Origin of the sequence: Micromonospora sp. NPDC048830, from assembly GCF_043198215.1 — a bacterium.
Taxonomy (GTDB): Bacteria; Actinomycetota; Actinomycetes; order Mycobacteriales; family Micromonosporaceae; genus Micromonospora.
On sequence record NZ_JBICUP010000083.1, the window covers coordinates 1 to 14486 of the forward strand.

The window sequence follows — 14486 nt, forward strand, 5'->3', positions numbered from 1 at the left end:
TCGGAACGGCGGCAGCCAACACGCAACGCTCCTTCCCCGCCCCGAATCAGGGCACCCAGTGCGGATCAGTCAGCCGCGCTGACCGCCACCCCAGCTTCCGACCATCTCGTTCCAGTGCTGTTTCCGGCAGGTTGAATGAGCGCCACTCCGGCACCTTGTTTGGGCACCACCAAGATCGGCCCTGTTGACACATCCATGCGTGGATAAATCGGGCGCGAAGCGCCGCTTCCCTTGCGGCGCATAGCGCCGGGGCAGGCCACCGGCTTGCCCGCAAGCCTGTCTGAAGGGACCGCATAAGAAACAACCCGCCAGGTTCCTCACGTGATGGTCTGAGGTCTGAGGTCTGATCCCGTTTTCCCTGGCCAAGGGCGGGAGTCTGCGGGTCGTACCCCTACCTGGCGGGATCATCACCGGATGATGTGGCCACGGTTCGGCGGTCGGCTGGTCGATCGCCGGGGCGTGGGGCGGGTGCGTGGGATGTTGGGGAGCAGGCGGGCGCTGGAGAAGAAGCCGGGCCACGCCCCGTTCGACGGCGGCGTCGGCGCGGGGATCCCCGCTGGAACGACAGACGGTCCCTGCCTGGACCAGGCCGGGACCGTGTGGCGGTTCGCGTCGCCTCGGCGTTGCCACCGGGCGGCGGTGGTCAGTGGGTGGGGTGGGATTGGTTGTGTCGCCGGGCTTCGGCGAGTTGGTCTTCGAGGATGATGATCCGGCAGGCGGCCGCCATATCGGTGCCCTGCTCGCACATCTGGTGGGCGCGGGCGGCCAAGCGTAGCTGGCTGCGGGAGTAGCGACGGTGGCCGCCGGCGGAGCGGTGCGGGTCGATCAGTCCCGCCTCACCGAGCCGGCGCAGGAAGTCCTGCGAGCAGCCGACGATGTCCGCGGCGCGGCCCATCGTGTAGGCGGGGTAGTTGTCGTCGTCCAGCATGTCATCGGGTTGGCCCATGCCACCTCCAGAACGAGGGCCCCGGCGCGGGAAGCGCCGGGGCCCAGGGTTTACGGGTCAGAAACACCATCACCGACCAGACTGTCGGTTTGTCATGTCCGCGCCAGGCCGAACAGCCTCAGGTGCGGGGATCGCATAAGCGTGACCGGAGAACCACCTCTCGTTCGATGGAAACTGCGGTGTCCGCGCCCGACCCGTTACTTGCGGCCGGCGGCGGGCGATCCAACGGTGTACGGCCCTCCCTTTCCTCTGTCTTCCTTATCTCAAACTGTGCCTGCTGTCCGCCGGTGCCGGGCCCACGCCGCGGCACCGGCGGACCGGTACTGCTCGCGGGGGAGCCCTGAACCTGGCGCTTGGCCCCACCGCGCCGGTGCGCCCGGGCACAGACCTTCACACCCGGGTACTTCCGTACTACTTCAACTTCCACTTGGGTACTGGTCGTGCCGAGCGGGAGCCGTGTGAACCTGGCCCCCTGCTCCATCGCCCGTCGTGGACGGCGGTTCCGTCGGCGTCTTTGTCGAACCTCGCACTCAACGGTAGAGAGCCTAGTCGGCGACAGCAGGGATGTCTAGCGGTCGACACATAGATTTTCTGGTCAACGCGTCCCCGGTTCCGCACCGGAGCCCGCAGGTCGACCGGCAGTGGCTGCGGCATAGCGAAGTCGGGTGTGTTGTCGGCTTCGATGCTCCAGCCGGTGGCGGTGTGCAGGTGCAGGCCGAGGAGCCGGCTGAGGACCGCGACGGGTGCGGGGTGACGTGCTCGAACACCACCCGGTCCGGGATCCGACGGCGGTGGCAGCCCAACGGATGCGCCGGATCGAACTCCCGTCGCTCAGCCCACAGCGCGGCGAATTGGACCCAGACAGGTTCGAGCAACAATGATGGCAGGGCAGGCACGGGACTCCTGTCGATCGCTGAGCGTAGAGAACTCTGATGATCAACAAGCCCGTGCCTGCCTGCTATCTCGGGGTGCCCACCTAACCTGATCTTGGCCTATTGCCGGTCGCTCTTACGGACGCTTACACCGATTACCCCACTCACACTGGATACGCCGCGGGGATCCACGAAACGGCTCGGCGCTACGGCATTTGGAACGCTGCGCAGCCGCACTCAAGGGGGCGTCCCGGCGGCTGGGCGTAGCCGACGACACCTGGAATTCGGCTATTGAGAGATTCGGGCAGGAAGCCCATGCCCGGAACTCCTTCGCAGGCACCACCAATCCGTCGCACTCGACACGATGGACGCTTTGTCCGCAGGCGCTTTCGAGGAGTGGACCGCCTGGCTGCTGAAGCGTGACGGCTGCAAGATCTACGGTTCACTCAGGTTTCCTGAGATCGACGTCGTGTCCATCGGCGATGTCGCCGCACTCGATCTCGACGACCTCAGCATGGGCCCGCAGGAAGGCGCGGGCACCCTGGTCCCCGACCGCCGTCGCTACGACGTCGTTCCAGTGCTCGCGGCCGAGCAGGACGGGGTGCCCGGGGGCGCTCCGGTAGATGGCGCGCGCAAGCGCGTCCGGCGCTGCCGCGGCGAGAAGCCGGCGCACGACCGCGGGGCCGACGTCCGGGAGGTCGACCAGGTGCACGAGGGCGGCAGCGGCGGCCGTCGCCTCGGCTGCGCTCAGCCCGGCGCGCAGTGCGGCCCCCATGCCCTCGGCCCAGTCGGCGGCCACCACGACCTCGGCTCCGTTCGGGACGAGGTGTCTCGCCTCGTCGGCCGCTGCCCCGAGTACGACCAGGACCGGGTCACAGCCACCGTCGCGCAGTGCCGTCGCGGCACCGGCCAGCCAGCCGTCGACGAGCGCCTTGGGTCCGCCGTACCGGATTCCCGCGCCGGCCGCGAGTAGGACACCGGCCACCGAATGCTCGCCGTGGGGCGCAGCGTCGCGCATCCGATTCCCTAACCTCCAGTGCTCAGCCGCCAGGCGTGCAGCGGGCGGTCGTGCGCATCTGTCAGTCGGCGTTCGATGCGGATGTCCCGCCTGGGCGTCGTGCGCGAGCCACCGACCTGACCGCCTTGACCATGTACTCGTATCCCGTGCACCGGCACAGGTTGCCGATCAGCGCCTTGCGGATGTCATCCTCGTCAGGATCGTCGTGGGTGTCGAGGAGTTCCTGGGCGGCGAACAGGGTGCCGGCCACGCAGAAGCCGCACTGGAAGGCGTCCTCCTCCCACATCGCCTTCTGCAGTGGGCTGAGTTCTCCGGGCGGTGCGATGCCTTCGATGGTGGTGATCTCCGCCCCGTTGGCACTGGCAGCGAGGATGAGGCACGATTTGACGGCCTGCCCGTCGAGCTTGATGGTGCACGTACCGCAGTCGCCGTTCATGCACCCCACCCGGGTGCCCTTCAGGTCGAGGTTGTCGCGGATCGCGTGAACGAGAAGCCTGCGGTCCTCGCATACGAAGGTCTGGCGAGTGCCGTTGATCGTCATGCTGACGGTGCTCACCGGCGCGCTCTGGTCGGTCATGCGGATTCGGCCCTTTCGACGGCTCTGCGTGCCAGGACACCGGCAATGTGCTTGCGGTAGTGGGCGGGGGCTTGGGAGTCGTGCCACGGGTCCTCGATGGCGTCGCGTACCGCTGCGGCCAGGGCTGTGCCGTCCCAACCGCCATCGATGCGGAACGCGGAGACATCCACGCGGACCGGGACTGCTTGGGCAGCGCCGACGGTGACGTGCGCAGCGGAGTCGTCAAGGACGGCCGAAGCGGTCACCACGGGCCAGCCGCTGGATGCGGCTTTCATCTTCACGTAGCCGGTTGATGCTTGTGTGACCGGGATCCGCATCCCGGTCAGTAGCTCGCCCGGGCCGAGCGCGGTCTGGTGCGCGTCGCGGAAGAATTCTCCCGCGGGGATCTCACGGGGGCCGTCGGGGCCATGAGCGCACATCGACGCGCCGAGGGCGACCAGCGCTGCGGGGACATCCGAGCAGGGGGTGGCGTGGGCGGCCGAGCCGCCAAGCGTCCCGAGGTTGAGGATCTGGCAGCCGCCGGTCACGACGTCCGCGAGCTGTTGAAGCAGGACGCTGCTACCGGGAAGCCTCTCGGCGCGCAGGACAGTTCCGTAGGTCACCATCGCGCCGATTTCGACGTGATCGGTATGCACCGTGAGCTTGTCGATGCCGAGACCGCGGAGGTCGACGACGTCGCGGGCACGCCGCTCGCCTCTGACCATCTGCGGGACGACCAGGGTGCCGCCACCGATGACGACGCCCTCGGCACCGGCTTCCTGGAGCAGGGCCAATGCTTCCTCGGCCGTGCTCGGACGGTGGTATCGGAGGTCGTCTCGGATCATCGCGCGACCTCGGCGTCCAGCAGAGCGTCGAGAATGCGGGAAGGGGTCAGGGGAAGCTGATGCACCTTGGCGCCGACCGAGGCGAGCGCATCGTTGACCGCGATCGTCACCGATGCCAGGGCTCCTCCGACCCCACTCTCGCCTGCGCCCTTTGCGCCGAAGAGGGTGTACGGCGACGGGGTGACCTGGGTGCCGAGACGAATCGTCGGCAGGTCGGTCGCGCGCGGAAGCAGGTACTGCTTGAACGTCAGGGCCGTTGGACGTCCCTGGTCGTCGAAGGGCTGGCTCTCGTACAGCGCCCCGCCGATACCCATGACGATCGCACCGTTGAGCTGGCCGTCAACGAGCTTCGGGCTGATGACCGTGCCGCAGTCATGGACGCAGCTGTAGTCGATGAGGCGCGGATAACCGGTTTCGCGGTCGATCTCCACCACCGCGACGTGGGCGGAGAACGGAAAGGCCGGATAGGCCGACATACGCCCGTGCTCATCAGGGACGTGGGTGAAGTTGTCCGGCCGGTCGGTGCAGGTGGCTTCGAGCTGAGGCTCGACCAGACCAGGATTGACGTAGCTGGTGCGATAGATCTGGTCGCACAGCAGCGCGAAGTCCATGGTCTTGGATGGGTTGGACGCCGAGCGCACCTGCCCGTCCGCGAAGACGACGTCGTCGGGCTCGACGTCGAGGAGCACCGCTGCGGCGGTGCGTAGCTTGGCCTTGATCTCCCGAGCGGCCAGGACCCCAGCACCTCCGCCGGCAACGAGGCTGCGCCCGGAATAGTTTCCAAAACCGTACGGACAGATGTCGGTGTCGCCCTGGGAGACGGACACGGTCGAGGGGTGCACACCGAACTCTCGGGCGACGAGCGCGGCGATGCTGGTCTCGTTGCCGTTGCCGGGACTGGTGACGCCGGTGAGCACGCTCACCGACCCGCACGGGCTGACGCGCACGGTGGTGGTGTCGTGCCCGCGTACGAGGCTTCCGCCGAAGTCCCCGCTCTCGGGAGTCAGGTCGAACGCCACCCCGACGCCCAGGAGCGGCCCGTCGGCCGGTCGATCACGCTGAACCCGTCGCCACTCGTGGTAGCCGCTGAGCTCCACCACCTGGTCGAGAGCTCCTTGGTAGTTGCCGCTGTCGAGGTGTTTCGCCTGGGTCCAGTAGGGGAACTGGTCGGAGGCGATGAAGTTGACGCGTCGTACCTCGATCGGATCCATGCCGATCTTCTTGGCGACCAGGTCGACGATCGTCTCCATGACGAGCGCGGCCGATTCCTTGCCGTAGCCACGGGCGCCGCTCCAGGGTGCCTTGTTCGTCACCACGCCGTAGGACTCCACCTTGTAGTTCTTGACGGCGTAGGGGCCAGGGAAGGACATCCCGTTGGGGTAGATCATGCTCCAGCCGGCCCAGGTGGACAAGCATCCGACGTTAGCGACCGAGCGGTCGTGGATGCCGTTGATGCGTCCGTTGTGCTCGAAGCCCACGCGGAACTCGTGGTGGTACTCGCGCGCTCCGGCGAGGAGTGTTTCCGCCCTTGTCTCGAGCCACTTGACGGGCCTGCCCGCGAGCCGACTCAGCAGGCACACCAGGGACTCTTCCTGGTAGCCGTTGAACTTGTGGCCGAAGGCGCCGCCGACGCGAGCCTGGATGACGCGGATGTTCGCCTCGGTGACGCCGAGCGTGGCAGCGAGGTTGGTACGCACCAGATGGGGATTCTGGGTGGATGCATGGATGGTGATCTTGCCGGCACGAGTCCAGTTGCCGACATACCCTCGGCCTTCCAGCGGAGCGGCCTGGAAGCGCTGGATGGAGATGGTGTCCTCAACAACGTGGGTCGATGCCGCGATGGCCGCGTCCACGTCGCCCTCCTCGAACGGGAACATGCCGAGGACGTTGTCTTCCCAGTGGTCGAAGACCTTCGGCGCGCCGGGGGCCATGGCCTCAACGGCGTCGGTGACGAACGGGATCTCCTCGTAGACGACGTCGATCAACTCCAGCGCCCGCTCCGCGGCGGCGAGCGTTTCGGCTGCCACGGCGGCGACCGGCTCACCGACCCACCGGACCTTCCCGGTGGCCAGGGCGTAGAAGTCGGCGGTCCGCAGGCCGAAGACCTTCGGGTCGCAGAAATGCGGTAGCGGGTTGACCTTCCCGACGAGGTCGTCTCCGGTGAGCACGGCCAGCACGTTGCGGGCAGCCTTGGCCTTCTCCACGTCGATCGAGACGATCCTCGCGTGCGGATACGGACTGCGCAGAATCGCCGCGTGCGCCAGACGACCGAGCGGCAAGTCGTCGAGATACCCTGCGGCCCCCGTCATGATGAGGTACCCGTCGCGCCTCAGCTCACTGACCAGGGCCTCCCGCGGCTCGATGTCCGCGGCTCCCGGCTGATTCATCACCTTGGTCAAGGTCGCTCCTCTACCCACCGACCCGCAGGTAGGTAGCATAGAGTGTTAGATCAGTCACCGTATGTTAATGCATCAAGGCCACCAAGGGCCCGGGTCAAAGGCCGTTGGACCGGCCACGGCGGTCAGGCTCATCAGAGCCGCGCGGGCCCGCCAGCGCACGCTCGACGCACACCACCACCTCGTCGCCCTCGTCCGCGCTGGCACCCGGTTCGAACCCTGCCAGCTCGTGGAACACCGGACCTGGAGGTCGGCCGTCAACGCAGCATAGTCAAGATCTTCCATTCACAGGGCTTGACCAACTGCTCCGAACCACATCGGAGGTTTTCATCATGCAAGAGCAATGGGACGTCGTGCAGCAGAGAGGCACCGGAGGTGAACCCTTCGCGATTGCCCGCGTCGTCTCGACCTTCGGTTCCTCGCCCCGACCAGCCGGTGCCGCGATGGTGGTCAGTCAGGACGGGACGGTCAGCGGCTCTCTCTCCGGCGGCTGTGTCGAGGCAGCGGTGTACGAGCTGGCGCATCAGGCGATGACGACGGGCCTGGCCTCGCTGCACCGGTTCGGGGTCACCGATGACGACGCTTTCGCTGTCGGACTGACCTGCGGGGGGACCATCGACGTCTTCGTGCAACCGGTCACCAGCTCCTCGTCCCCTGAGCTCGCCCACCTGTGGTCCGCCGTACGCGAGCAGCGTCCGGTCGCGCTGGCCACCGTGGTCCGGCATCATGACCAATCGATAGTGGGCCGCCACGTCGTAGTCGGCGAATCCTCGAGCCACGGCGACGTCGGAAGCAACCGACTGCTGACGGCGATCACCGACGACGCACGAGGGGTGCTGTCCCAGGGCGCCAACCGCACGCTGCACTACGGCGTGGACGGGCGCCGGATCGGTCAGGATGTGACGGTCTTCGTCGAGTCGTTCACCAGCCGACCACGCATGATCGTCTTCGGCGCGATCGATTTCGCCGCCGCGGTGGCACACGTCGGGTCGTTCCTCGGGTTCCAGGTCACCGTCTGCGACGCACGACCAGTCTTCGCGACGGCCACACGGTTTCCGAGCGCCGACGAGGTCGTCGTCGCATGGCCGCACCGATACGTGCAGCAGGAGGTCGACGCGGGCCGGCTCGACGCCCGCACCGTGGTGTGCGTACTCACGCACGAGGCGAAGTTCGACATCCCACTGCTGACGACACTGCTGGAGTTGCCCGACACGGTGCGCCCACGTTTCATCGGTGCCATGGGTTCGCGGCGCACACACGAACGTCGCCACGACGCCCTCCTCGCCGCAGGCGTCGAGAAGGCCCGTCTGGAAATGCTTCGCAGTCCCATCGGCCTCGACCTGGGCGCTCGGACACCAGAAGAAACGGCCATCTCGATCGTGGCAGAGATCATCGCGGATCGGTGGGGCGGAACAGGAACGTCCCTGAGCGAAGGAACAACGCCGATCCATCACGGCCCGACGCCGGTCAGGGCAGCGGCAACATGCCAGCGACAGCATGAACGGGGAATCCCTCAAGCGCGGGATCGCATCCCGAACTACCCAGTGACCCCTTCCATACTGCGCTGACGACGAGGTCGGCAAGCCGGTGCCCAAACGGCTCCGGGGGCGCATCCTTGACGCCGTCGCAGTCCTGCTCCGATAGGAGGTGAGCCTCACCGGGAGATTTTCGATCTGCCGCTGATTTGCCCCGGATCGTGCCGCAAGACTCTAGCCTGACTTGAGGGAGCGGCATCATTCCGTGCTTCCCGAGTGTGGAGGTGTATCGTGGCGACCGTCGGCCGCCGGCCCACCCCGGCCGACCCGACCCCCGATCTCAGGCTGGAGGAGGGGGCGGCGAGAGGAAGGTTGCGGGATCTGCCGCCCGAGTTGGGGCCGGATGCGGTCGCGGTGCTGCAGGGGTATTCGTTCATGTACTCCAACGCGGCGGGCGACGTGGGTCCGGGTTCGATCGGCGGGCTGGTACACGACGACACCCGCATGATCGACCGGTGGGAGTTGACGATCAACGAGGGGCCGCTGCTGGTCCTCAGCTCCGGCACGATCGAGCCCTACTCGGCGGTGTTCTTCCTGACCAACCCTGACCTGCCCGGTGTGCGGGCGAATCACGTCGGGGTACGACGGCAGCGTCTCCTCGACGGGGGTCTGCACGAACGTATCCACGTGCAGAGCTTCACCGCGGAACCGGTGTCACTCCAGATCCGCCTCGCGGTCGGGACCGACTTCGCGGACCTCTTCGAAATCAAGGAGACGGTCCGGGACCGGTCGGCGAAAATCACCCGCTCGCATGCTTCGGACGGTTCCCGGCTGCAGTTCTCCTACCGCAATGGCTCCTTCGAGGTGTGCACGAATGTGGAGGCGGATCCGGCGGCCGGCCGGGTGGAGAACGACACGCTGGTGTGGAACGTTCGCTTGGCGCTGAATGAGGATTGGCGATGCGATTTGCACGTGCCGTTCCGCGTGAGACGGGAGGAGGTGCGGCCGCCACGCCGACGCTTCGAGGATGCCCTCAGCGGCGATACGACTGATCGGATGGCCCAGTGGCGATCGCTCCTGCCGAGCTTGCGCTCAAACTTCAATCTACTGGACGAGGCGTGGCGCAAGTCGGCAAGCGACCTGGTGTCGCTGTTGATCGAGGTACGACACCAAAACTGCACGGGAATTCTCGTTGCAGCCGGCATGCCCTGGTTCCTTACACTTTTCGGTCGGGACATTTTGATCACCTCCTATCAGAGTGTGGCTGTCGCCCCAAGGGTCTCACGGCAGGCGCTGCTGTCGCTGGCCGCGATGCAGGGCACCAAGGTCGATGACTTCAGCGACGAGGAACCGGGCAAGGTCCTGCATGAGATCCGCAACGGTGAGCTGACCCAGCTCGGTCTCAAACCCCACAACCCCTACTACGGGACCGCCGACGCCACTCAACTCTGGCTGATCCTGCTGTCCGAATATTGGCGGTGGACTCGCGACGACGAGATTGTCCGGGAGCTGCGTGACAACGTGTACGCGGCGCTGCGCTGGATCGGCGAGTACGGCGACCGGGACGGCGACGGGTACGTCGAGTACGGCACACGCTCACCGCAGGGGCTGGGCAACCAGTGCTGGCGTGACTCGTGGGACGGGATTCGGTTCGCCGACGGGACGATCCCGGTGCTACCGATCGCGACCTGCGAGATCCAGGGCTACACCTACGACGCGAAGCTGCGGGTGGCCGAACTGGCCGACGGACCGCTCAACGCCCCGGAACTCGGGGGACGGCTGCGGGCCGAGGCCGACCACCTGTACGAACGCTTCAACCGGGACTTCTGGATCGACAACCGGGGCGGCTTCTACGCGCTCGGACTCGACGGCGACAAACGCCAGATCGACTCGATGACCTCCAACATGGGCCATCTGCTGTGGAGCGGCATTGTCCCACCGGACCGGGCGGCGATCGTGGCCCGCCAGCTAATGTCCGCCCATATGTTCTCCGGCTGGGGCGTACGCACCACCTCCACCGCCGAACGCGGCTACAATCCGATCGGCTACCACATGGGCACCGTGTGGCCGCACGACAATTCACTCATCGCCCACGGACTCGCGCGCTACGGCTTCCGGCAGGAGGCGAACCGGATCATAATGGCGATGCTGGAAGCAGCGGGATGCTCCGAATACCGACTGCCCGAGGCGCTCTCCGGCTACGACCGAGCCTTCGGCCGGACCCCCGTGCGGTACCCGACCGCATGCAGCCCACAGGCATGGGCCAGTGGCGCCCCGAGACTGTTTGTGCGCACCATGCTCGGACTGGACGCCCGCAACGGCCAGCTCATCCTCAACCCCGACATCCCTCCGGAGATCGGTCGGATCGTGCTGACCGACACCCACGCCTTCGGCAAACTCTGGGAGGTAGAGGCCGTCGGCACCCAGGCACACGTCCAAATCTCCCCGAGGGAGTACCGCCAGACCCTGGGGGCTGGGGAAGATCAGAGCAGGATTGAACGCTAAGGGTGATCTTGATCAAATGCCGTCGCCACCGACCAGCACGGTGCTGGGCAGAGCCGGCTCGCGGTCGAACATCAGCGGAACCCAGGCACGGTCAGGCCAGGCCACGCCACCCCCGCGGTAGTGCTCGCGTTGCCGCAGTCGATCGCCCGTCGAGCCTCCGCCGTCCGCATAGCGGCGCTCCCGGGGCAGCCGGGCCGCCGTTGACCCGCGACGGAGCGGGCCATCGATGGCGTCGAAAGGTGCGGAGGAGTGGTGGGGGCCGGTTCCTTCTGGTGTCGTGGCGATGCGCACTGTGGGGTGGCAGCGGACGCGAGGTTGTCGTAGCGGGCGGCCAGGGCACGGTTGCGTGTGGACGGACCTTGACGCGTCGGATGGCTACACACAAAAATGCCGTATGACATCGGCGCCAGGCTCGGTCCCCATCCACCCTCGGGTCAGCCGCCGCAGGTTCCTCCAGATGGCTGCCACTGTCGGTGCGCTCGCTGCCGTGTCGGTCGCGCCGTCCGGCCCGGAACCGGAACTCCTCGCTGACGATGCGGTGGCGCAGACCTACCACCGTGTGTTGTTGCGGCATACCCGGTGGGCTGAGACGCAGTGGGACGAGGCCGCCGGACACTACCGGGCCGCGAACTTCTCCTTCACCGTGGTTCTCGGCAACGCGCTGGTGCTGACGCGTGGCACGTTTGACGAGGCGCTGGCGGGCATCGACGCCGAGACTCTGAAGGCGCACACCGTGGCGACGTTGTCGCACTTCGCCGCGTCGAACCGGCTGATCGGTGGCACCGAGTGGGGCAAGACCCTCTACTTCGACAGCACATTCGAGCTGTACTTCCAACTCGCCGGCCGCCTGCTCTGGGACGACCTCGACGCGACCACCCGGGCCAACCTGGACCAGCTCGCCCAGTTGCAGGCGGCGTACACGGCGTCCCTCGGCACCGGCGACGACCCGCGGTCACCGGGATGGACGACGAACGGGCTCGCCGGTGGCTGGATCGGCGATACCAAGCTGGAGGAGATGGGCGTCTACGCGCAATCCCTCGCACCCGGCCTCGCCTGGGCACCGAACGCTCCGGACGCCGCGGCTTGGCGCACCCGATTCGGCCAGTGGAGCCGGAACCAGACCGGCCTTCCGGTTGCCGACCTCGCGAATCCGACGATCGTCGACGGTGTCGCCGTGTCGGCGAACACCGCGCGGAACCTGTACGACACGTTCGTGGTCGAGAACCATGGCTCGTTCGGCCCGCACTACCAGTGCGAGCTGTGGCGGACCTCTGCGCGCAACTGCATACATTTCATGATTGCCGGACAGCCGATACCCGAGGTGATGCGAGCGCAACCCAACGGTGATCGGCTGTGGCGCAGCATCCTGTCGGTGATGAGTGACGCCGGCGAGCCGCTGATGCCGATGGTGAACGACCGCGAACACCTCTACGGCCGTGATGTCATCCCGCTCGCGTTCCTCGCCCAGGTGCTCGGCGACCGGAGCGCCGCCTGGGCGGAATCGGCGATGGCCGACCGGTTCGAGGCCTACCAGCAGTATCCGCCGCAGTATCGCATCACCAAGTTCTCCGGAGAGCCGAAGTACGAACCAGAGGCGCGGGCCGAGGTGGCTATCAGCTACCTGCTACACGAGTGGCGGGCGCGCAGCGGCGAACCGGTTGTCCCGCTCAGCAAGGACGATGTGTTCGCGGCGGCCAGTGGCGTCATCGACTTCGGCGCCGGCCCCGGCCTCCTGTCGCACCAATCGAAGAACAGTTGGGCCGGTGCGGTCAGCAGAGCCGGCTATGTCAAGTTCGCCTGGCAGCCCGCCCACGACGACTGGTTGTTCCTGATCAGCGGTGCCACTCCGATGTTCCTGCCCAGCACCGCAGGCACCGTTCGCAAGCGCAGCGCCGCACCGTATACCGCGTTGCGCGACGGGTTCGACGGCAGCGCCACGGTGCTCGGCTTCGACACCGGCTGGGCCGGATTTGCCACACTGCCCGGCGGTTCGGTCGTCTATGCCACGAGTGGGATCGCGGCCGGGGAGGGGCACCTCGAGGTCTACAACCTCACCATGCCCGGCGTCGCCGGCTTGGACGGCAGCCGGACCTACACCGCCGCAGAAGGAACGGTCACCGTCGCGTCGCGGGATTCGGGCGGTGCGACTCCACCACCGGGGGTTGCCCGCGTCGACACGGTCACCTTCCCCACCACGACCGCGCAGTGGGTTCGGATGCTCGGTGTCGAACCCGATCCGACCTATGGCTACTCGATCTTCGAATTCGAGGTGCGCAACGGCGCGACCGGCCCGAACCTGACGCTCGGTAAGCCCACCACCGCGTCATCCGCTGACACGGGGCGCGGCGCCGCCCTCGCCACCGACGGCACCATGACCACACGCTGGGCGGTGTCCCGCGCTGACCGGCCGCGCGCCGCCAGTTGGCTCGCCGTCGACCTCGGCGGGCCCCGCACGTTCGATCGGGCGGTCATCTACTGGGAAGCCGCCTCCGGACGCCGTTATCGCGTGCAGGCCTCCGACGACGGCGTCACCTGGCGCGACATCGCCACGTATCCGCAGCCGAACCTGTCGAGCACCGGCGGTTGGCTCGATATCGACGGCCGCGCCAGCCTGGTGGTGCGGGGCTCGGCCAATCCGATCACCGTCACCGGCAACGTCATCACCCTGTCCGACGGACCCGCCGCACCGCTGCTCGTGGAGGGCTACCCCCGGCTCGATCCCGGGCAGACGCAGGCGGTGGCCGCGCAGCCCGCACCGACAACATCGCAGGCATCGGTACGTGCCAGCACCGCGGAGGGCCATCTGAGCCTGTTCAACCTATCGGGCTCCGCCGCTACCGCAACCGTCTCGTTGCCGCAGTCGCGGACGAGCGTCCAGCTGTACGCGGGGACGCAGACCGTCACCGCGACAGGCACCGACTACGCCGCCGTCCTCAAGGCGTCGAGCGCTGAGGTGCTCGCGCCACGGTTCACGATGCGGACCGTCGGCGAGGGCGAGCTGCCGGTGGGCCTGCACGCCGAGGTGATCGACGGGCAACGCCTCCGGCTCAGTGGCCCGACCTGCCAGGTGAGCGTAAGCTCGCCGGCCGCACCGGGCGACACAGTCGTGGTCGTTGACACCCGGCCACGTAACATCGTGCTGCCGGAGGCGCCGGCGTACCCGCTCACCAACCTGGCGCTTGGCCGAGTCACCTTCCCGACCAGTCCGCTGCCGCCGGGGATGTCCGATCCCGCCGCGGCCGTGGATGGCCAATCGGACACGGCTTGGACGCCAGGGGTGGACGGGCGGATGGTCGTCGACCTCGGCCAGCAGCAGGCGCTCGGGAGCATCGAGCTGGACTGGACCGGCGATCGATCACCAACCGTAGACGTAGCGACTAGCATCGATGGAGTCACCTATACCCACGCGGTGCGGCTGCCCGCCGGGCGCAATTCGGCGCTGCTCACTGGCGCAGCCCGCTACGTCGCGGTACGGGTCGCCGGTTGGCTCCCGGGTGATCCCTCGCTCCACAGCCTGGTGATACAGCCAACGTAGGGGCGATTCCTGCCCTAGCCGCAAGGCCGGGTAGTTAGTACTGCAACGGCGGGTCGTGACTTATGGCGGTTCGAGTCGTTTGCGGTAGTGGGCGGCCCGGGCTTGTTCCTGGCGTAGGCGGCGGAAGTTGGACCAGTGCAGGATGTGGCTGGCTTGGTGGCGGATGGTCTGAACGAGGTGGGCGAACAGGCGGCGGATCTCGTTGCTGCTCAGCGGGATCAGGCTGCCCTCGCTGCCGGTGGTGCCCCCTTTGCGGCTTCGCGGGCGCGGGTGACGACGAGGAACGCGGCAGCGGCCATGGCCAGGGTGATGTGGCCGTACCAGGCGTCGTAGCGGCG

8 protein-coding genes and 1 pseudogene are annotated in these 14486 nt (G+C 67.4%); 3 read left to right on the forward strand and 6 right to left on the reverse strand.

All coding sequences use genetic code 11. The annotated features are described in order from the left end of the window. Positions 1-643 precede the first annotated feature (643 nt). The 6 genes and pseudogenes from ACGFIZ_RS33165 to ACGFIZ_RS33190 form a co-directional block, all read right to left on the reverse strand. Positions 644-946 carry a MerR family transcriptional regulator gene (locus ACGFIZ_RS33165; protein WP_145774091.1) on the reverse strand — a complete coding sequence of 101 codons (303 nt, stop codon included), beginning with the start codon at positions 944-946 and terminating at the stop codon, positions 644-646. Positions 947-1698: 752 nt separating this feature from the next. Next, positions 1699-1842, reverse strand: a pseudogene (locus ACGFIZ_RS33170) (IS5/IS1182 family transposase); the annotation flags it as partial. Positions 1843-2260: 418 nt separating this feature from the next. Further along, the gene (locus ACGFIZ_RS33175; protein ID WP_393427008.1) at positions 2261-2836 is read right to left on the reverse strand and encodes an NTP transferase domain-containing protein; all 576 of its coding nucleotides are present in this window, start codon (positions 2834-2836) and stop codon (positions 2261-2263) included. A 61-nt stretch (positions 2837-2897) separates the two neighbouring features. After that, positions 2898-3413: a (2Fe-2S)-binding protein gene (locus tag ACGFIZ_RS33180; RefSeq protein ID WP_393427011.1), complete on the reverse strand. Its 516-nt coding sequence runs from the start codon at positions 3411-3413 to the stop codon at positions 2898-2900. Next, a complete protein-coding gene (locus ACGFIZ_RS33185; RefSeq protein WP_393427014.1) occupies positions 3410-4237 on the reverse strand; it encodes an FAD binding domain-containing protein in 828 nt (275 codons plus the stop codon). Before ACGFIZ_RS33185 ends, ACGFIZ_RS33180 begins: the two co-directional genes overlap by 4 nt. After that, entirely contained in the window at positions 4234-6627 is a 2394-nt protein-coding gene (locus tag ACGFIZ_RS33190) for a xanthine dehydrogenase family protein molybdopterin-binding subunit (RefSeq protein ID WP_393427022.1), read from the reverse strand. Before ACGFIZ_RS33190 ends, ACGFIZ_RS33185 begins: the two co-directional genes overlap by 4 nt. A gap of 338 nt (positions 6628-6965) precedes the next feature. Here ACGFIZ_RS33190 and ACGFIZ_RS33195 point away from each other — a divergent pair, with 338 nt between their 5' ends. From ACGFIZ_RS33195 to ACGFIZ_RS33205, 3 genes are all read left to right on the forward strand, one after another. Next, positions 6966-8201: an XdhC family protein gene (locus tag ACGFIZ_RS33195; protein ID WP_393427017.1), complete on the forward strand. Its 1236-nt coding sequence runs from the start codon at positions 6966-6968 to the stop codon at positions 8199-8201. Between the two features lie 198 nt (positions 8202-8399). Continuing rightward, positions 8400-10613: a glycogen debranching N-terminal domain-containing protein gene (locus tag ACGFIZ_RS33200; RefSeq protein WP_393427020.1), complete on the forward strand. Its 2214-nt coding sequence runs from the start codon at positions 8400-8402 to the stop codon at positions 10611-10613. A gap of 394 nt (positions 10614-11007) precedes the next feature. Next, a complete protein-coding gene (locus ACGFIZ_RS33205; RefSeq protein ID WP_393427025.1) occupies positions 11008-14148 on the forward strand; it encodes a discoidin domain-containing protein in 3141 nt (1046 codons plus the stop codon). The last annotated feature ends 338 nt before the right edge of the window (positions 14149-14486 follow it).